20 protein-coding genes and 1 tRNA gene are annotated in these 18,095 nt (G+C 60.2%); 5 read left to right on the top strand and 16 right to left on the bottom strand.

The annotated features are described in order from the left end of the window. Window positions 1-6 precede the first annotated feature (6 nt). The 5 genes from BLT00_RS10495 (at window position 7) to BLT00_RS10475 (ending at window position 5,255) form a co-directional block, all read left to right on the top strand. A complete protein-coding gene (locus BLT00_RS10495; RefSeq protein ID WP_092145128.1) occupies window positions 7-927 on the top strand; it encodes a copper resistance protein B in 921 nt (306 codons plus the stop codon). 53 nt (window positions 928-980) lie between these two features. Then, window positions 981-1,367: a copper homeostasis periplasmic binding protein CopC gene (gene copC, locus BLT00_RS10490; RefSeq protein WP_063324621.1), complete on the top strand. Its 387-nt coding sequence runs from the start codon at window positions 981-983 to the stop codon at window positions 1,365-1,367. 4 nt (window positions 1,368-1,371) lie between these two features. Then, a complete protein-coding gene (gene copD / locus BLT00_RS10485; protein ID WP_092145126.1) occupies window positions 1,372-2,283 on the top strand; it encodes a copper homeostasis membrane protein CopD in 912 nt (303 codons plus the stop codon). Between the two features lie 256 nt (window positions 2,284-2,539). Further along, window positions 2,540-3,727, top strand: coding sequence for a cyanate transporter (locus BLT00_RS10480; protein WP_092145124.1), 1,188 nt, complete (start codon window positions 2,540-2,542; stop codon window positions 3,725-3,727). Window positions 3,728-3,824: 97 nt separating this feature from the next. Continuing rightward, window positions 3,825-5,255: a hypothetical protein gene (locus tag BLT00_RS10475; protein ID WP_092145122.1), complete on the top strand. Its 1,431-nt coding sequence runs from the start codon at window positions 3,825-3,827 to the stop codon at window positions 5,253-5,255. 149 nt (window positions 5,256-5,404) lie between these two features. Here the strand turns inward: BLT00_RS10475 and BLT00_RS10470 are convergent. The 16 genes from BLT00_RS10470 to BLT00_RS10395 form a co-directional block, all read right to left on the bottom strand. After that, a tRNA-Lys gene (locus tag BLT00_RS10470) sits at window positions 5,405-5,480 on the bottom strand. A gap of 63 nt (window positions 5,481-5,543) precedes the next feature. Next, the gene (gene queC, locus BLT00_RS10465; RefSeq protein ID WP_175456224.1) at window positions 5,544-6,218 is read right to left on the bottom strand and encodes a 7-cyano-7-deazaguanine synthase QueC; all 675 of its coding nucleotides are present in this window, start codon (window positions 6,216-6,218) and stop codon (window positions 5,544-5,546) included. Between the two features lie 19 nt (window positions 6,219-6,237). Next, window positions 6,238-6,885 carry a 7-carboxy-7-deazaguanine synthase QueE gene (queE, locus tag BLT00_RS10460; RefSeq protein WP_092145118.1) on the bottom strand — a complete coding sequence of 216 codons (648 nt, stop codon included), beginning with the start codon at window positions 6,883-6,885 and terminating at the stop codon, window positions 6,238-6,240. A gap of 166 nt (window positions 6,886-7,051) precedes the next feature. Beyond that, window positions 7,052-7,891: a tol-pal system protein YbgF gene (gene ybgF / locus BLT00_RS10455; protein ID WP_063324615.1), complete on the bottom strand. Its 840-nt coding sequence runs from the start codon at window positions 7,889-7,891 to the stop codon at window positions 7,052-7,054. A gap of 6 nt (window positions 7,892-7,897) precedes the next feature. Continuing rightward, a complete protein-coding gene (gene pal, locus BLT00_RS10450) occupies window positions 7,898-8,395 on the bottom strand; it encodes a peptidoglycan-associated lipoprotein Pal (protein WP_003178634.1) in 498 nt (165 codons plus the stop codon). Window positions 8,396-8,447: 52 nt separating this feature from the next. Continuing rightward, window positions 8,448-9,749: a Tol-Pal system beta propeller repeat protein TolB gene (tolB, locus tag BLT00_RS10445; protein WP_063324614.1), complete on the bottom strand. Its 1,302-nt coding sequence runs from the start codon at window positions 9,747-9,749 to the stop codon at window positions 8,448-8,450. After that, on the bottom strand, window positions 9,746-10,822 hold the full coding sequence (gene tolA / locus BLT00_RS10440) for a cell envelope integrity protein TolA (RefSeq protein ID WP_092145116.1): 1,077 nt from the start codon (window positions 10,820-10,822) through the stop codon (window positions 9,746-9,748). Before tolA ends, tolB begins: the two co-directional genes overlap by 4 nt. After that, window positions 10,822-11,274: a protein TolR gene (tolR, locus tag BLT00_RS10435; protein ID WP_161798348.1), complete on the bottom strand. Its 453-nt coding sequence runs from the start codon at window positions 11,272-11,274 to the stop codon at window positions 10,822-10,824. Before tolR ends, tolA begins: the two co-directional genes overlap by 1 nt. A 23-nt stretch (window positions 11,275-11,297) precedes the next feature. Beyond that, window positions 11,298-11,993 carry a protein TolQ gene (tolQ, locus tag BLT00_RS10430; protein WP_014339916.1) on the bottom strand — a complete coding sequence of 232 codons (696 nt, stop codon included), beginning with the start codon at window positions 11,991-11,993 and terminating at the stop codon, window positions 11,298-11,300. After that, entirely contained in the window at window positions 11,983-12,450 is a 468-nt protein-coding gene (ybgC, locus tag BLT00_RS10425) for a tol-pal system-associated acyl-CoA thioesterase (RefSeq protein ID WP_025215227.1), read from the bottom strand. The genes tolQ and ybgC overlap by 11 nt, the downstream gene beginning before the upstream one ends. A gap of 127 nt (window positions 12,451-12,577) precedes the next feature. Beyond that, entirely contained in the window at window positions 12,578-13,639 is a 1,062-nt protein-coding gene (ruvB, locus tag BLT00_RS10420) for a Holliday junction branch migration DNA helicase RuvB (RefSeq protein WP_003178599.1), read from the bottom strand. Then, a complete protein-coding gene (ruvA, locus tag BLT00_RS10415; protein WP_058542614.1) occupies window positions 13,640-14,248 on the bottom strand; it encodes a Holliday junction branch migration protein RuvA in 609 nt (202 codons plus the stop codon). Window positions 14,249-14,363: 115 nt separating this feature from the next. Then, complete coding sequence (gene ruvC / locus BLT00_RS10410; protein ID WP_014339919.1) at window positions 14,364-14,888, bottom strand: crossover junction endodeoxyribonuclease RuvC; 525 nt, start codon at window positions 14,886-14,888, stop codon at window positions 14,364-14,366. 181 nt (window positions 14,889-15,069) lie between these two features. Next, window positions 15,070-15,816 (bottom strand): YebC/PmpR family DNA-binding transcriptional regulator, encoded by a 747-nt coding sequence (locus BLT00_RS10405; protein WP_018614256.1) that lies wholly within the window; start codon window positions 15,814-15,816, stop codon window positions 15,070-15,072. A gap of 120 nt (window positions 15,817-15,936) precedes the next feature. After that, the gene (aspS, locus tag BLT00_RS10400; protein WP_092145114.1) at window positions 15,937-17,712 is read right to left on the bottom strand and encodes an aspartate--tRNA ligase; all 1,776 of its coding nucleotides are present in this window, start codon (window positions 17,710-17,712) and stop codon (window positions 15,937-15,939) included. A gap of 75 nt (window positions 17,713-17,787) precedes the next feature. Next, the gene (locus tag BLT00_RS10395) at window positions 17,788-18,009 is read right to left on the bottom strand and encodes an FmdB family zinc ribbon protein (RefSeq protein ID WP_003178589.1); all 222 of its coding nucleotides are present in this window, start codon (window positions 18,007-18,009) and stop codon (window positions 17,788-17,790) included. Window positions 18,010-18,095 lie beyond the last annotated feature (86 nt).

The raw sequence follows: 18,095 nt of genomic DNA, 5'->3' as shown, positions 1-18,095 counted from the left end.
CCGACCATGACCACTTTTTTTCAATACCCCATGGCACTCATTGCCAGCCTCTCCCTCGGCGCCACCACCTCGGCCTGGGCGGCGGGCAACGACATGCAAGGCATGGATCACAGCCAGATGCCCGGGATGGACCATAGCCAGATGCAAGGTATGGATTCAATGCAAGGCATGGACTCGATGCAGGGCATGGAGCCCATGCAATCAGCGCCGACCACCAGCCGCACGCCGATCCCGGAACTGACAGCCGCTGATCGCGCCGCCGTCTACGAGGATCATGGCGGACACGCGGTGCATGACAGCGCAATCAATTCGTTTTTCCTCATCGACCAGCTGGAGTGGCAAGACGCCGATGACGGCAGCGCCCTGAGCTGGGATGCCTCCGGCTGGATCGGTGGCGACATCGACCGTTTGTGGCTGCGCTCCGAAGGTGAACGCCTCAACGGCAAGACCGACGAGGCGGAACTTCAGGCCCTGTGGGGCCACGCCATCAGTCCTTGGTGGGACCTGGTGGCCGGCGTACGCCAGGACTTCAAGCCGGGCGATGCGCAAACCTGGGCCGCCTTCGGCGTGCAAGGCATGGCGCTGTACAACTTCGAAGCCGAAGCCACCGCGTTCATCGGCGAAGGTGGCCAGAGCGCGGCGCGGCTGGAAGGCGACTACGACATCCTGCTGACCAATCGGTTGATCCTGCAGCCCACCGCCGAGGTCAACTTCTATGGCAAGAACGACCCCGCCCGCGGTGTCGGCTCAGGGCTGTCGGACACCGAACTCGGCGTACGGCTACGTTATGAAATACGCCGCGAATTCGCGCCATACGTTGGCGTCACCTGGAACCGGACCTACGGCAACACCGCCGACTACGCCCGCGCAGAAGGTGAAGATCGCAGCGAAGCCCGCCTGGTATTGGGGCTGCGCATGTGGTTCTGACCCGCTGAGCTGTTTCACCCAAAATTAAAAAACCACGTTGTAGGAGTCCTTGCATGTCATTGCTCAAAAACGCTGTTGCTGTTGTCGCCCTGTCCACTGGCCTGTTGATCAGCGGCTTGGCCCAGGCCCATCCGAAGCTGCTGTCCTCTACCCCGGCCGAGGGCGCCGAGGGTGCGGCACCGGCAAAGATCGAGCTGCACTTTTCCGAAAACCTGATGACCAAGTTTTCCGGTGCCAAGCTGATGATGACCGAGATGCCCGGCATGGCGGCGCATTCGCCCATGCCCATGCCAGCCAAGGTCTCCGGCAGCGATGACCCGAAAACCATGGTCATTGTCCCGAATGGTCCCCTCAGCGCCGGCACCTATCAGGTCCAGTGGCGCGCGGTGTCGTCCGACACTCACCCGATCACCGGTAACGTCACGTTCAAGGTGAAGTGAGTTGATGAGCGACTCGATCAACATCGCCCTGCGGTTTGCCCTGTATTTGGATCTGATGTTGTTGTTCGGCCTGGCCGCGTTCGGGCTCTATAGCCTGCGAGGCCAGGAGCGGGCGTCGGGCGCGCAGTTGCCTTTCACACCGCTGCTAGTGACCACGGCGGTGCTGGGCGGACTGCTGTCCTTCGCCGCCATGGCGTGCATGGCCTGGGCCATGAGCGGTGTTTCAGACTGGGCCGAACTGTGGCCGCACATTGAAATGATGGTGTTGGAGACCGACGTCGGCTCGAGTTGGACACTGCGGATAGCGGCGCTGCTGTTGGCCGGTGTCGCCGCGACGCTCAATGGACGTTGGCCGACCCTCAGCCTATGGCTGGTCATGCTGGGCGGCGCCGTGGCGTTGGCGACGCTGGCCTGGGCCGGGCATGGCGCCATGGACGAAGGTGAGCGCCGCAACTGGCACTTCATCACCGACTTCCTGCACCTGTGGGCGGCGGGTGGCTGGGTCGGGGCCTTGGCCGCGTTTGCCCTGCTGCTGCGCCAGGCCGAACCTCGGCTGGCGGTACTGGCCCGGACGTTGACCGGGTTTGAAACCGCCGGAGCGGTGATCGTGGTGGTCATCAGCGTGACGGGGGTGGTGAATTATCTGTTTATCGTCGGCCCGAATGTCGAAGGGCTGCTGGACAGCACTTATGGTCAGTTACTGGCGCTCAAGCTGATCTTGTTCGCGGCCATGTTGGTGTTCGCCGCGCTGAACCGCTTTCATCTGAGCCCATTGCTGGAACAGGCCCGACAGACCGGCGAGCACGGCGTTGCGGTGAATGCCCTGCGGCGCAGCATGGTGCTGGAGTTCTGTGTGGCGGTGATCATTCTGGGATTGGTGGCGTGGCTGGGGACGCTGAGCCCGGCGATGGAATAGGAGGTTGTGAACGACTATTGTGTGGCGAGGGAGCTTGCTCCCGCTGGGTTGCGAAGCAGCCCCCTGGTTTGCCGGACACACCGCAAGGGGCCGCTACGCGCCCCAGCGGGAGCAAGCTCCCTCGCCACACAAAAACTCTGATCCCTTCACTGATTGCGTGCCGTATTTAATTTTTCGATACACCCTGCCAGTTTTCAGTTTGCCCATGACAGGCCGCCCCAGCCTAAATGCCCTTTTGTCCAGCAAAGGCGGCTCCATGGAAAACATTCGAACCTCAACCACCCACGCCATCTGGCTGATGGTCAGCATCGTCTTGGTGGCGCTGAACCTGCGACCCTCAATGGCGGCGGTCGGGCCTTTGTTGTCGGCCATTCGCGGCGAGGTGCCCTTGAGTTTCAGTACCGCCTCGCTGCTGACCATGTTGCCCGTCATGGCGATGGGCCTGGCGATGTTCCTGGGCATGCGCATCGCCCTACGCATCGGAGAACACCGCACCATCGTGCTGTCGCTGTTGATCATTGGCGTCGCCACGGCCTCGCGCTTGTACCTGGACAGCGCCGCCGGGTTGATCGCCAGTGCGATCGTCGCCGGGCTTGGGATCGCCTTGATCCAGGCGGTGATGCCGGCACTGATCAAGTCACGCTTCGCCGACAACGTCTCGCTGTTCATGGGCTTGTACGTCACCTCCATCATGGGCGGGGCGGCGATTGCCGCATCGTTTTCACCCTTTGTCCTGACGCAGACCGGCAGTTGGCGCGTCGGCCTGGCGATCTGGGCATTGTTGGCGCTGGTCGCCCTGGGCTGCTGGTACGTCCAGCGTTCGAACATCACGCCCTTGCCCGAAGCAGCGTCCCGGCATCACGAAGCGTTTTCCCGCAACGCCCGGGCCTGGCTCCTGGCGATTTTCTTTGGCCTGGGCACTGCTTCCTACACCTGCGTGCTGGCCTGGCTGGCGCCGTACTACGTGGAAAAGGGCTGGAGCGAACAGCACGCTGGCCTGCTGCTGGGGTTCCTCACGGCAATGGAAGTGTTATCCGGCCTGGTCACTCCGGCTATTGCCAACCGCAGCCGGGATAAACGCCTGGTCCTGAGCGTCCTGCTGGCCCTGATCATCGGCGGCTTCTGCGGCCTGATCCTCAGTCCGGAACGCTTCAGCCTGCTCTGGGCCTGCCTGCTGGGGCTGGGTATCGGCGGCCTATTCCCCATGAGCCTGATCGTATCCCTCGACCACCTGGACAACCCACGCCGGGCCGGTGGCCTTACCGCGTTCGTGCAGGGTGTCGGCTATCTCATCGCCGGCCTCTCGCCATTGATTGCCGGGATGATCCGCGACCAGTTGGGGAGTTTTGAGTGGGCCTGGTGGTCGCTCACTGCGGTCATGGCGTTGATGATGGTGATGGTATTGCGCCTGGACCCGAAACATTACGGACAGCACATCCGCTGAATTTCCAGTAGGAGGACTTGCTAGGTTGAAGATTTAGCTGGTGCGACTTGGCGTTACTATACCTACCAGGATTTTTACCTCGTAAGGGAGCTACGCCTTGTCCGTCATTCCTGACAGAACCTTCGCTGAAGTGCTCAAGCACACCGTCAAACGCATTCTTTCCTATTGGACCCAGATCACCGTCACGTTAGGCCTACTCGCGACAGGGCTTGGGTTCGTCACGTTGTACCTTTATACCCGGACGATTGGACGAATCGATCTGTTCATGCCGTCCATCGATGTGAAGTCTGCACTGTTGGTCTGGGTCGTGCTGGTCCTGCTGCTGATGCTGTCGTATTTGTTCATCTTGGGGGCGACAACGTGGATGTTCGGCTGCTCGGTTTCGCTTTTTTCAAACATGAAGGACAACCAATCGAAGATTGTTTTCTATCTGGTGTTCCCCACGGTTGTGGGATTTAGCGCGTTCATCTGGGCCACCTTTTTCCTGTCCACATTGAACGCCTGGACGATATTCGCGGCATTGCTCCTGATCGTCTTCGTTGCGTGCTTTCTCATGTACGCATTCACGCCGTTCAAAAGAGTCATCAGGAAAAGCACACTTGTCCAAGCCAGGCTGGAGCGAGCCCGCTTGAAACGCCTGGCAGCCCATCAACAAATAAAGCGGAAAAAGCTGCAGCAACATAAACCTGCCCGCCCCCGGAAGGCCTGGCTGCAAAAATGGCTCACCTGTTTGCAGGCACTCAAAAACAAGACGACGCCAGCGTGGCGCTGGCTAAAAGAAAAATGGCAGCGGCTACAGGCGTGGGTACGGGCTCGCAAAGAGTTCTGGCTCGTCACCCTGCTCTCGATCTCCATATTCGTCACCGTGCTCTTCGCCGCCTTTCCAATCCTGCTGACGATACGTTCATATATGGAGAGGGAAACACCTGACACCGTCCCCTACGTGGCGGGTCTGTCCTGGCTGACACTCATCTTCACCCTGCTACCGGTCGTCATATTTCATTGTTTCAAGGGGGACATCTACAGGCGGACCTTCAATGGCCTGATCGCAATGATCCTGGCCTTCTGCGCCTTCACATTGCTTTCGCCGGGCAGTTTGAGCCAGATCACCTACATCGCAGCAGGAGGCTTATCGGTTCGCCAACAAACGGCGGAGCGATACGCCTTGCCAGAAGAGATAAAACTGCAAGACCTGAGCGCCACCATGTGGAAAACACGTCAGGTTGCTGCGCAAAAAATAGAAGTCGAGGCGTTCCAGTTGTATTCCTTTGGGGACGTACTGTTACTGTGCCCAAAAGACATGCTGTCACTTGAACTCAAAGAGCTGAAAAACTACTCGAAGTTCTGTGTCAGCACGCTCAATAGCAAGGTTGTGCGCAAACCTCGGTTACCGGTATTCGCCAGGAAACCACAGAAAGAATGGGCTTGCCGGGTGCCCTCATGGCAGATCCAGGCAGGACGTTGGCTCGCATGGGAAGCGCTGGTTTCTGGCGCTCATCGCTCCGCGTCGGGCGAGAAAAAGGGCTGAAGGCCCTGGCAGTCGTGAGCATGGCGACGGCTCCACGACAGGACTGCTGACTCCCTGCCCTTGGGCGGGAGGACACTTAATTCCAGGCAAAAAAAAATCCGGAAATCCTCACTTTCGTGGGCCTTCCAGACTTTTAAAACTGCAAAAAATGGTGGGTCGTGTGGGATTCGAACCTACGACCAATTGGTTAAAAGCCAACTGCTCTACCAACTGAGCTAACGACCCGCTGTGTGGTGGCGCGTATAATACTGATTTCTAAGGACTATTCAACACCTAATTTGAAATAAATCAAAAATAACGGGTTGGATCGCTCACACCCGCCGCGGCAAAGCCTTCTGCGCGCAGGCGGCAGCTGTCGCACTTGCCGCAAGCACGGCCCTGATCGTCGGCCTGATAGCAGGAAACAGTGAGCCCATAGTCCACGCCAAGCTTCACACCGGCCTTGACGATGTCGGCCTTGCTGAGATTCTGCAACGGTGCCTGGATGCGGAAACCCTGCCCTTCTACGCCGGCCTTGGTCGCCAGGTTCGCCATGCGCTCGAAGGCTTCGACGAACTCCGGGCGGCAATCCGGGTAACCGGAGTAATCCACAGCATTGACGCCGATGAAAATATCACGGGCGCCCAGCACTTCGGCCCAGCCCAATGCCAAGGACAGGAATACGGTGTTACGCGCCGGCACATAGGTCACCGGGATGCCTCCGCTAGGCGCCTCCGGCACGTCGATGGAGCTGTCGGTCAAGGCCGAGCCACCAATGCCGTTGAGGTTCAGGCCGATCACTTTGTGTTCCACCACGCCCAGGTCCCGGGCCACTCGCTCGGCCGCGTGCAGTTCTGCGCGGTGGCGCTGACCATAATCGAAACTCATGGTGTAGCAGCGGTAACCCTCGGCACGGGCCATGGCCACGACGGTGGCCGAATCCAGGCCGCCGGACAACAGGATGACCGCACGTTTTTCGGCAATGTTCGAATGTTCAGTCATATCAGCGCCCCGGCTCGTCGTTCCAAAGATATTTATGCAGCTGCAGTTGCAGGCGCACCGGCAGGTTATCCGCCACCACCCAGTCCGCCAGGTCCCGAGCGCTCAAATCGTGATGGCTCGGCGACAACAACACTTCGCCGGCCCGTTGGTCGAGCCCGTACTGGATCAGCTTGGACACGGCCCAGTCGTAATCTTCCCGTGAACAGATCACGAATTTGACCTGATCGTTAGGGGTCAGCAACTCGATATTCTCGTAACGGTTACGGTGCGCTTCCTTGGAGCCTGGAGTCTTCAGGTCCACGACGCGGCTGACGCGCGGGTCGACGGCCGAGATATCCAGGGCGCCGCTGGTTTCCAGGGAAACCTCGTAACCGGCATCACACAACTGCTTGAGCAAGAGGATGGCGTTGGGTTGCGCCAAGGGCTCACCGCCCGTGACGCAGACATAACGCGGACGATAACCGGCCACTTGCTCAAGGATATCGTCGAGGGTTCGCACGGTGCCGCCGCTGAACGCGTAGGCACTGTCGCAGTATTGGCAACGTAGCGGGCAACCGGTGAGGCGCACAAATACTGTGGGCAGCCCAGCCGTCCGCGTTTCACCCTGCAAAGAGTGAAAAACTTCGGTGATTCTCAATGTGTCTTGCATAGTCGCCACGGGCGTAACAGCTAAACAGGCTGTCCGCCTCCGTCAGGCACTTCAAGGAACCCCGCCAACGCGCAGATCCCAAAAAGCGTGTTTCATAAAAAGGGCGTGAATTCTAACGAAAAAACCCGCGACAGGCGCGGGTTTCTTCAAAACAGGTCAAGCCAGCTTACATGCGTTGCAGATCGCGCTGGGCCAACTGGGCGGCGGATGTCCCCGGATATTGGGCCACCACCTGCTGCAGAATGCCTTTTACCTTGTCGGTGTGACCGAGGCGGCGCTCTACATCAGCCAGCTTGTACAGCGAATCCGGCACCTTGGCGTGCTTGGGATACAGTTGCGAAACCTTGGCGAATGCCTGGCCGGCACCTTGCAGGTCGCCTTTGGCCAGGTTCACTTCGCCCAACCAGTATTGGGCATTGCCCGCGTACTGGCTGTTTGGGTATTTGCGCAGGAAAGCGGCAAAAGCCTGGCTGGCCTTGTCGAAATCCTTGGCCTTGATCAAGTCGAAGGCAGCATCGTAATAGAGCTTTTCCTTCGCCGGATCAGCCGGCTCGCCACCGGCGGCAGGTGCTGCGGGAGCGGCTGCCCCCGCGCCTGCGGCTGCGCCGGGGGCGTTCAAGTCGCCACCGGCAGGAGAATTCTCAGGAGTCGCGGCAGGTGCAGGTGCAACGCCGGTTCCTATGCGCCGATCAAGATCCTGGTATCGCTCCAGGTTTTCCTGCTTCATGCGCGAAATATCATTTTGCAGTTCTTCGATCACACCCTGTTGGCGCGAGATCTGATCCTGCATTTGCTGCAGTTGGTTGAACAGCTGGCCCTGTGCCGAGACAGGGGCCGAAACCCCTCCCCCGGCATAGGCGCCGTTCGTACCGTAACCCGCAGGCGGATAGCTACTCCCGCTATTGTTATAGCCGGCATCGTTATCGACCACAGGAACCGCAGCCCACGCCGCAAGCGGCGCAAGGCTGAGAGCCAGAACAGTTACAGCACGACGGCACGTTCGCATGACGAATTACTTACGCAGTTCGACGCGACGGTTTTGAGCCCAGGACTGCTCGTCGTTGCCGGTAGCAACTGGACGCTCTTCGCCGTAGGAAACCAGTTCCAGCTGAGCTGGGGAAACACCTTGCAGTACCAGGTAGCGCTGAACGGCTTTCGCACGACGCTCGCCCAGTGCCATGTTGTACTCACGAGTACCACGTTCGTCGGTGTTGCCTTCCAGAACAACGCGAGCGCCGTTTGCTTTCAGGTCCTTGGCGTGAACGTCCAGAGCGCGCATGGCTTCTGGCTTCAGGTCCGAGCTGTCGTATTCGAAGTAGAAGGTGGTGATTGCGCGCAGAGCAGCTTCTTCGCTCAGGGAGCCGTCAACTGCACCGGTGTTAGCGCCGTAACCAGCGTTTGGATCAACAGCGCCTTCACCGGCATTGTCGCCGCCTTTGGACGAGCAACCTACAGCTACAGCCATGGCCAGAGCCAGCGCAGCAAATTTACCAAACTTCAGCATTTCCATCGTGAAACTCCTAATGAACCCCAGTGTGTTAAGTAAAACGTATAGCGCCGCGTCAGTTCAGGTAAGGGGACCAGGACGGTTCTCTGACTTCGCCTTGAGCGGTAGGAAGCGGGAGCCTCACGCGTCCATTAATGGACACGAGCATCAAGACTCCCCGGCCCTGCTGGCGGGTGGCGTAGATTACCATGGTGCCGTTGGGCGCAACAGTGGGTGACTCGTCCAGAGTGCTATCAGTGAGGATTTTTACGCTACCGCGCTGCAAATCCTGGGCCGCCACCTTGAAATTAGTGAAACCATCCTGGCGATGGATCATCACCAGGGTCTTTTCATCTGCCGACAGCTTCGGGTTGGCGTTGTAGTTACCGACGAACGTCACGCGTTCGGCACCGCCGCCACCCGCACTGGTCTTGTAGATCTGTGGCTTGCCGCCACGGTCGGAGGTGAAGTAGATGGTCGAGCCATCCTTGCCCCAGAACGGTTCGGTGTTGATGCCCGGGCCGTTGGTGACACGGGAAATCGAACGCGAAGCCAGGTTCATCACGTAGATGTCCGGGTTGCCGTCCTTGGACAGTACGAACGCCAGCCGCGAGCCGTCCGGCGACCAGGCTGGCGCACCGTTCAGGCCTTCGAAGTTGGTGATCTGCTCACGACGACCGGTGTCGATGTGCTGCACGAAAATGCGCGGACGCTTCTGCTCGAACGAGACATAGGCGATGCGCTTGCCATCGGGGGCAAAGCGCGGCGACAGGATCGGCTCGCGCGATTGCAGCAGAGTCACCGCACGGGCGCCGTCATAGTCGGAGCGCTGCAGGGTGTAGCGGGTGTTGTTCTCGGAGAAGCGCTCGGCCGTCACGTAGAGCATGCGAGTGGAGAACGCGCCCTTGATGCCGGTAAGTTTCTCGAACGACTGGTCGGCGATGTAGTGCGCCATGTCACGCAATTGATCGACGCTGCCCGACACGCTGCCGGTCAGCACTTGCTGTTCGGTGGCGACGTTGAACAGGGCGTACTGCACCTGCAGGCGACCGCCAGCCGGAACGATGCTGCCGACCATGATGTACTGGGCGCCCAGGGCCTTCCAGTCACGGTAGATGACTTCGCTGGCCTGGGTTGGCAGGCTGATCATGTTCTGCTTCGGAATCGGCGCGTAGTAACCCGAGTTGCGCAGGTCGTTGCCGATGATTTCCGCCATGTCGTCCGGCAGGACGTTACCGCCCTGCCAGCCGAACGGTACGACGGCAATCGGGGTCGCCCGGTCGCTGCCGCTGGTGACCAGGATGTTCTTTTCCTCTGCTACCGCTATCCCTGCCAGGCAGCAGATAACGACCAGCATTGATCGAAGAAGGTTTCTCACAAGGCTAGATCCTCAGGTGTGAATGTCATCTTGAATGAACGATAGGGAGCAAAGTCGCTCGGTTTCATTCCTTGCATTTCCGTCAATCGCCCAATGTTCTTGACCGCTGCGACCGCCGAAGCGTCGAACGGACCGTCACCACTGGACTTGGCGACGCTGACCGAGGTAACCGTACCGTCGGGCAACATGCCGATTTGCAATACGACCGTCATGCCTTTGCGCGCCGAAGGTGGACGAGCCCAGCCTTCTGCCGCTCGTGCGCGAATCAAGTCATCGTAGCTGCCGGCGACTTCATCGCCCTGCTCATCAGCCAATGCCTGCTGGCGCTCCGGCGTGTCGGAAAGCAAATCTGCCAAGGCCTGGGCCTTTTTGTCTTCGGCGGATTTACGCGCTGCGTCCTGGGCCTTTTTCTTGGCGGCGTCGGCGGCGGCTTTCTTCTTCGCGTCTTCGGCGACTTTCTTTTTCGCCTCTTCAGCTTCAGCTTTCTTCTTGGCGTCTTCGGCGGCTTTTTTCTTCGCGTCCTCGACGATCTTTTTCTTCGCTTCTTCAGCGGCCGCTTTCTTGGCCTCTTCTTCAGCGGCTTTCTTGGCTTCTTCTTCGGCTTTCTTCTTGGCTATATCAGCCAATTGTTTCTCTTCTGCCTTTTTGGCCTCGGCTTTCTTCGCTTCGTCGGCTTTCTTGGCTTCGTCAGCCTTTTTCGCCTCGTCCGCTTTTTTCGCCTCATCGGCCTTCTTGGCTTCCTCGGCCTTTTGAGCCGCTTCCTCTTTCTTTTGTTCCGCGGCCTTTATCGCTTCCTGCTCGACCTTCTTCTGTTCCATTTGCTCGACTTCAGTCTGGCGCGCGGCGGACTTCTTCGCCTCACCGGCAAGCTTCTGGTTCGTCTGGGTCGTCGCCTGGCTTTTCGACTTGAGCTGGTACAACGTCGCCTGCACGATCGGCTTGGCCGGTGGCAACTCCGGAGTCATGGCAAAACTGACGAACAGCATGCCGAACACCAGCACATGCAGGCCGATGGCCAGGACACTGGGCCAGAAGTAGCTTTCCGAGGCGGACGGCTCTCGCTGTTGCTGCATCAGGGCGCCTCAGTGATCAAGCCAACATTACCGACCCCGGCTTTCTGCAGGCCGCCCATGGCCCCCATCACGGCACCGTAGTCGACGGTCTTGTCGCCGCGAATGAAGACTTGCGTGCGCTTGCCGGCATCGTTGCCGACACGAATGATCTTGGTCACCGCATCGGTCATCTGCGGCAACGTCATGGCCCGGTCCTGCTGCTTCTCGGTGTCCACTTCGCTGCCAAGGTTCCAGTAGTAGGTCTTGTCAGCCTTGATCGAAATGGTCAGGACCTGGGTGTTGTTGTCCTGCGGCAAGGCTTCGCTGGAAACCTTGGGCAGATCGACCTTCACGCCCTGATTGAGCATCGGCGCGGTCACCATGAAGATGACCAGCAGCACCAACATCACGTCGATGTAGGGCACCACGTTCATCTCGGCGACCGGCTTGCGCTTTTTTCGGGCTCGAGCGATTAAAGCCATTGGGAAATACCTGCTTATTCTTCGCTGGTGTGCACTTTACGGTGCAGGATCGCCTGGAATTCATCGGCGAAGGTGTAGTAACGGCCGGTCAGCATTTCGCTGCGGGCAGCGAAGCGGTTGTAGGCGATAACGGCCGGGATGGCCGCGAACAGACCGATGGCGGTGGCGATCAGTGCCTCGGCGATACCCGGGGCCACGGTGGCGAGGGTCGCTTGCTGGGCGGAAGCCAGGCCACGGAAGGAGTTCATGATCCCCCACACGGTACCGAACAGACCGATGTACGGGCTGACCGAACCAACGGTGGCCAGGAACGACAGGCCCTGTTCGAGCTTCTCTTCCTCGCGGGAAATGGCGACGCGCATGGCACGGGCCACACCTTCCATCACCGCCTCAGGGTCGACGCCCGGCTGCTGGCGCAGGCGAGAGAACTCCTTGAAGCCGGCACGGAAGATCTGCTCGACGCCCGAGTCCGGGTCAGGGTTGCTACCGGCCTGGCGATAGAGCTTGGACAGGTCGATGCCGGACCAGAAACGCTCCTCGAAGCTCTCCAGGGCACGACGACCGGCGCGCAGCATGTTGCTGCGCTGAAAGATCATGATCCATGAGGTCACCGATGCGGCTACCAGGGTCAGCATTACCAGTTGCACCACGACGCTGGCATTGCTGACCAGGCTCCACATGGAGGAATGGTCGACGACGTTAGCTTCCACGCTTTATCTCCTGCTCTGAGTGTGTACCCGCGCCGCTCACGCCGGCAAAGGCCGCACGTAGAGCTTCGGGAATGGCCCGGGGTTTCAAACTATGGGTGCGCACACAGGCCACCAAAAACTGCCCTTCACAGAGCAGCACGTTATCCGTAGCCCGCCTGACCTGCTGCTTGAAACGCAGGCTGACACGGTTCAATTCGATGACATCGGCACTTACCAGCAACTCGTCGTCCAGTCGCGCCGGCGCGTGGTAGCGCGCTTCGCTGGAATGCACGACGAATAACAGGTCCTCCCCTGCCAGCGCGGATTGGGCAAAACCCAGTTCCCGCAGCCGTTCGGTTCGAGCCCGTTCCATAAACTTGAGGTAATTGACGTAGTAGACGATGCCGCCAGCATCGGTGTCCTCGTAATAAACGCGACAGCGATGTGCGAACGACTCCAGCCCGTTTTGCGCGCGCATACTCTAGTGCTTACTCCTCAGGTTGCCAATCGGCCAGGCAACTGTTTTTTCATTCTCGAACGCATTGACGCTCCAGGCGTCGTCTGGGACAGCACGAACTGGAAAAAAGTCGGCGTACAGAGCTCGTTCAATCGTCCACGGCATCGAGGAATTCGTCTACCACCGGCATCTCACCCATTCGTGTCGGGATGTTTAAACCAAAATGCAGATAAGCATGACGGGTCACCACGCGCCCGCGAGGGGTACGCATGATGTAGCCCTGCTGGATCAGGTACGGTTCCAGCACATCTTCAATGGTGTGGCGCTCTTCGCTGATGGCCGCGGCCAGGCTGTCCACGCCCACCGGGCCACCGTCGAACTTCTCGATCATGGTCAGCAGCAGGCGCCGGTCCTGGTGGTCGAAACCACGCTCGTCGATGTCCAGCAGGTTCAACGCCAGGTCGGCAATCGGCTTGGTGATGTGGCCCTTGGCCCGGACTTCGGCAAAATCCCGGACCCGGCGCAGCAGGCGGTTGGCGATCCGCGGCGTGCCCCGGGCACGCCGGGCGATCTCATACGCACCGTCCGGGTCCAACGGCAACCCGAGGATGCCCGCCGAGCGGCTGACAATCGTCGCCAGGTCGGCGTTGTTGTAGAACTCCAGGCGCTGGACGATACCGAAGCGGTCGCGCAACGGGTTGGTCAGCATGCCTGCGCGAGTGGTGGCGCCCACCAGGGTGAAGGGCGGCAGGTCCAACTTGATGGAGCGTGCCGCCGGCCCTTCGCCGATCATGATGTCGAGCTGGAAGTCTTCCATGGCCGGGTACAACACTTCCTCGACGATCGGCGACAGCCGATGGATTTCGTCGATGAACAGCACATCATGGGGCTCAAGGTTGGTCAGCAGCGCCGCCAGGTCACCCGGCCGCTCGAGGACCGGCCCGGACGTGCTCTTGATCGAGACGCCCATTTCCTGGGCAATGATGTTGGCCAGGGTGGTCTTGCCCAGGCCCGGCGGGCCGAAGATCAAGGTGTGGTCCAGCGACTCGCTGCGCCCACGGGCGGCCTGGATGAACAACTCCATCTGCTCGCGCACGGTCGGTTGACCGATGTAGTCGGCCAGGCTGACAGGACGAATCGCGCGGTCCTGGATTTCCTCGCGGTCACGGGGCGCGCCCGTGGCGGCGATCAGGCGGTCAGCTTCAATCACTTAAATCATTCCCTTCAGGGCACGACGAATCATGTCTTCAGTGCTCAGGCCTTTTTCCTTGATAGCGGAAATCGCCTTGCTGGCTTCCTGCGGCTTGTAGCCCAGGGAGATCAGCGCGGTGACTGCATCGTTTTCGGCGCTGACCGCAGGCGCAGGCGCATCCGGCTGGTTCGGCACCAGGGCGAACATCGCCGGCACCGCCTCCCAGGCCTTGAAGCGGTCCTTGAGTTCGACCAGCAGGCGCTCGGCGGTTTTCTTGCCCACACCCGGCACCTTGGTCAGGGCCGAGGTGTCCTGGGACTGCACACAACGCACCAATTCATCGACTTCCAGGCTCGACATCAAGGCCAGGGCCAGTTTCGGGCCGACGCCATTGAGACGGATCAGTTCGCGGAAGAAATCCCGCTCGCGCTTGCCGACGAAGCCATAGAGTAACTGCGCATCCTCGCGCACGACCAAATGGGTGTGCAGGGTCAGCGGCTCGCCGACCGACGGCAAGCGATACAGCGTGGTCATGGGCACTTCCAGCTCATAGCCCAGGCCGTTTACATCCAGAATCAGGTGCGGCGGCTGTTTTTCAGCCAGGGTGCCGCGCAAGCGTCCAATCACGTTTCAGATCCTTGGGTGTTGGCCAGCCTGCCGGCTGGCGAGTAACAGCCCGGGCAGGAAGGCCGACGACACAGGCGCAAGATGCTCGGGCTCACGAAAGATTGCGCTGATGCTATCAGAGACGCAGGCGCCCGCCACGACTGCGTGCGGTTCCCAGGCCGTGAGGCAACAGGCTGGAACGGGTATGGGCATGGCAAATGGCAATGGCCAGGGCGTCCGAGGCATCGATCTGCGGCTTGCTGACCAGTTTCAACAGGTGCATCACCATCATTTGCACCTGCTCCTTGTTCGCCGCCCCGGTTCCGACGACCGCCTGCTTGACCTGGGTCGCGGTGTACTCGGCGATCTCCAGGTTTTCCTCGGCGCCAGCAACGATTGCCGCGCCCCGGGCCTGCCCCAGTTTCAAGGCCGAGTCGGCGTTGCGCGCCATGAAGACCCTTTCGATGCCCATGGTGACCGGGCCGTAGGTCTGGATGACTTCGCGAACGCCGCGATAAACGATCTGCAAGCGCTCGTGCAGTTCACCCGCCCCGGTGCGGATGCAACCGGACGCGACGTACACGCAGCCGCGCCCGGTATCGCGAACCACACCGTAGCCGGTGATGCGCGAACCAGGGTCGATACCAAGGATTAAAGTCATAGCGCCTGCGAAAGGTAATGCGGTTACAAGAGGATACAGCTCATCAAGGGCTTGCAGTGGATCCGTGGCGAGGGAGCTTGCTCCCGCTGGGCTGCGCAGCAGACCTTTTTGGGAGCGCTTCGCACTCCAGCGGGAGCAAGCTCCCTCGCCACAATGATTTCAAACAAGCCTTGAGTGCCCGTCAGCCCAGCTGTTCAGCCACCGACTCCGGAATATCGGCATTGGAATAAACGTTCTGCACGTCATCCAGGTCTTCCAACATGTCGATCAGCTTGAGCACCTTCTCGGCCCCTTCCAGGTCCAGTTCGGCACTGGTGGTCGGCTGCATGACGATCTCTGCGTCGGCGGGCTTGAAGCCGGCCGCCTCCAGGGCGTTGCGCACGGCATAGAAGCTGGCGAACGACGTGAACACGTCGAACGAACCGTCTTCATGACTGACCACGTCATCGGCATCGGCCTCCAGGGCCGCTTCCGTCAGGGCATCTTCATCGAGGCCCGGCGCGAAGCTGATCTGCCCCTTGCGCTCGAACAGATAGGCCACCGAACCATCGGTGCCCAGGTTGCCACCGCATTTGCTGAACGCGTGACGCACGGCGGCGGCAGTACGGTTGCGGTTGTCGGTCATGCATTCGACCATCACCGCCACGCCGCCCGGGCCATAACCTTCGTAGGTCAGCTCTTCAACGTTGTCGGCCTCGGTCGCACCCGCGCCACGGGCGATGGCCCGGTCGATGATGTCGCGGCTCATGTTGGCACCCAGCGCCTTGTCCAGGGCCAGGCGCAAGCGCGGGTTGGAACCGGGGTCGCCGCCACCCTGGCGGGCCGCGACCGTCAGTTCACGGATCCACTTGGTGAAGATCTTGCCTCTCTTGGCATCCTGACGTTCTTTGCGGTGCTTGATGTTCGCCCACTTGGAATGACCTGCCATAACTCGCTCCGTTTCTCTTTGGAACATTGCCCGCCCTGCGCGTACGCAGTGGCCGGCAATCAGAAATATCGACCCCAATGAAAAGGCGCATCCGAAGATGCGCCCTCTCAGGTGCCAGCCTTACTCAGCTTTTGGCTGTTCACGCAGACGAATGTGCAACTCGCGCAATGCCTTGGCATCCACCACACCCGGCGCCTGGGTCATGACATCGGCCGCGCTCTGGGTTTTCGGGAACGCGATCACTTCACGGATCGACTGGGCGCCGGTCATCAGCATCACCAGGCGGTCCAGGCCGAAGGCCAGGCCACCGTGAGGCGGTGCACCGTACTTCAGGGCGTCGAGCAGGAAGCCGAACTTCTCTTCCTGCTCGGCTTCGTCGATGCCCAGCAGGCGGAACACTGCCTGTTGCATTTCCTTGCGATGGATACGGATCGAACCGCCACCCAGCTCGGTGCCGTTCAGGACCATGTCGTAAGCGCGCGACAGAGCGGTGGCCGGGTTGGCCTCCAACTCTTGCGGCGAGCACTTCGGCGCGGTGAACGGGTGGTGCAGCGCCGAGAAGCTGCCGTCGTCGTTTTCTTCGAACATCGGGAAGTCGACGACCCACATTGGCGCCCACTCGCAAGTCAGCAGCTTCAGGTCGTGACCCAGCTTGATGCGCAGCGCGCCCAAGGCTTCGCTGACGATCTTGGCCTTGTCGGCGCCGAAGAACACGATGTCGCCGTCAACCGCGCCCACGCGATCGAGGATCACGTTCAGGTTGGCTTCAGGGATGTTTTTCACGATCGGCGATTGCAGGCCGTCAACACCCGCGGCGCGCTCGTTGACCTTGATGTAGGCCAGGCCCTTGGCACCGTAGATGCCGACGAACTTGGTGTAGTCGTCGATCTGCTTGCGCGGCATGCTGGCCCCGCCAGGAACGCGCAGGGCCGCGATACGGCATTTCGGGTCGTTGGCCGGGCCGCTGAACACCTTGAACTCGACTTCCTTGAGCTGGTCAGCCACATCCACCAGTTCCAGCGGGTTACGCAGGTCCGGCTTGTCGGAACCGTAGCGGCGCATGGCCTCTTCGAAGGTCATGTGCGGGAACTCGCCGAATTCCAGGCCCAGCACTTCCTTGAACAGGTTGCGGATCATGCCTTCGGTCAGGCCCATGATGTCTTTTTCGTCGAGGAAGCTGGTCTCGATGTCGATCTGAGTGAACTCAGGCTGACGGTCGGCACGCAGGTCTTCGTCGCGGAAGCACTTGGCGATCTGGTAGTAGCGATCGAACCCGGCCACCATCAGCAGTTGCTTGAACAGCTGTGGCGATTGCGGCAAGGCGAAGAAGCTGCCGGGGTGGGTACGGCTCGGCACCAGGTAGTCGCGGGCGCCTTCCGGCGTGGCGCGGGTCAGGATTGGCGTCTCGACATCGAGGAAGCCGTTCTCGTCCAGGTAACGACGGATGCTGGTGGTCATGCGCGAACGCAGGCGCAGCTTCTCGGCCATCTCCGGGCGACGCAGGTCGATGAAGCGGTAGCGCAGGCGGGTTTCTTCGCCCACGTCGGAGTATTCGTTGAGTGGGAACGGCGGGGTTTCCGATTCGTTGAGCACTTCCAGCTCGTAACCCAGCACTTCGATCATGCCGGACGCCATGTTGGCGTTGCCAGCACCGGCCGGACGCAGGCGCACCTTGCCGGTGATCTTGACCACGTATTCGCTGCGCACGCGGTCGGCGGTGGCGAAGGTGTCAGCGCGGTCCGGATCGAACACCACCTGGGCCAGGCCTTCACGATCACGGATATCGAGGAAAATCACCCCGCCATGGTCACGGCGACGATGGACCCATCCGCAAAGAGTAACTTCCTGACCTTCCAGGCTTTCGTTCAGTTGGCCGCAATAATGGCTGCGCATCATGGTAGTGGTTTCACTTCTCGTAATTCGAAATTCGGTTGGAGGACCTGCCCGTGCAAGCACTCGCGCGTGTTCAACTCAATCTGCTTTGTCGCCACCGGCCAAATTCTTCTTGGCGCCGGTCTTGAAGTCGGTTTCATACCAGCCTGTGCCGCCGAGGCGGAAACCAGGCATGGACAGCATCTTTTTCAGTTCTGGCGCCTGACAGGCAGGGCAGTCGACCAGCGGTGCCGCGCTGATCTTTTGAATGGCTTCCATCTGATGACCACAGGAAGCACATTGATAGTCGTACATCGGCATGGGGTTGTCTCGGCGATCAGGTTACTCGCGCAAAGGCTGGGCTTTGCGGCAAAGAGCGGGATTATATCCATTAAATGCGGCCTGTG

The organism is Pseudomonas sp. NFACC51 (assembly GCF_900103575.1).
Lineage (GTDB): Bacteria > Pseudomonadota > Gammaproteobacteria > Pseudomonadales > Pseudomonadaceae > Aquipseudomonas > Aquipseudomonas fluorescens_Q.
This window is presented reverse-complemented; position numbering and strand designations above follow the sequence as displayed.

What these genes read in the sequence shown, in the direction of transcription:
- ruvC (WP_014339919.1), bottom strand. Translation starts at nt 14,888, where the DNA reads ATGACTTTAATCCTTGGTATCGACCCTGGTTCGCGCATCACCGGCTAC.
- ybgF (WP_063324615.1), bottom strand. Translation starts at nt 7,891, where the DNA reads ATGCGAACGTGCCGTCGTGCTGTAACTGTTCTGGCTCTCAGCCTTGCG.
- BLT00_RS10480 (WP_092145124.1), top strand. Translation starts at nt 2,540, where the DNA reads ATGGAAAACATTCGAACCTCAACCACCCACGCCATCTGGCTGATGGTC.
- BLT00_RS10495 (WP_092145128.1), top strand. Translation starts at nt 7, where the DNA reads ATGACCACTTTTTTTCAATACCCCATGGCACTCATTGCCAGCCTCTCC.
- aspS (WP_092145114.1), bottom strand. Translation starts at nt 17,712, where the DNA reads ATGATGCGCAGCCATTATTGCGGCCAACTGAACGAAAGCCTGGAAGGT.
- copD (WP_092145126.1), top strand. Translation starts at nt 1,372, where the DNA reads ATGAGCGACTCGATCAACATCGCCCTGCGGTTTGCCCTGTATTTGGAT.
- BLT00_RS10395 (WP_003178589.1), bottom strand. Translation starts at nt 18,009, where the DNA reads ATGCCGATGTACGACTATCAATGTGCTTCCTGTGGTCATCAGATGGAA.
- queE (WP_092145118.1), bottom strand. Translation starts at nt 6,885, where the DNA reads ATGCAAGACACATTGAGAATCACCGAAGTTTTTCACTCTTTGCAGGGT.
- BLT00_RS10405 (WP_018614256.1), bottom strand. Translation starts at nt 15,816, where the DNA reads ATGGCAGGTCATTCCAAGTGGGCGAACATCAAGCACCGCAAAGAACGT.
- copC (WP_063324621.1), top strand. Translation starts at nt 981, where the DNA reads ATGTCATTGCTCAAAAACGCTGTTGCTGTTGTCGCCCTGTCCACTGGC.
- pal (WP_003178634.1), bottom strand. Translation starts at nt 8,395, where the DNA reads ATGGAAATGCTGAAGTTTGGTAAATTTGCTGCGCTGGCTCTGGCCATG.
- ybgC (WP_025215227.1), bottom strand. Translation starts at nt 12,450, where the DNA reads ATGCGCGCGCAAAACGGGCTGGAGTCGTTCGCACATCGCTGTCGCGTT.
- tolA (WP_092145116.1), bottom strand. Translation starts at nt 10,822, where the DNA reads ATGCAGCAACAGCGAGAGCCGTCCGCCTCGGAAAGCTACTTCTGGCCC.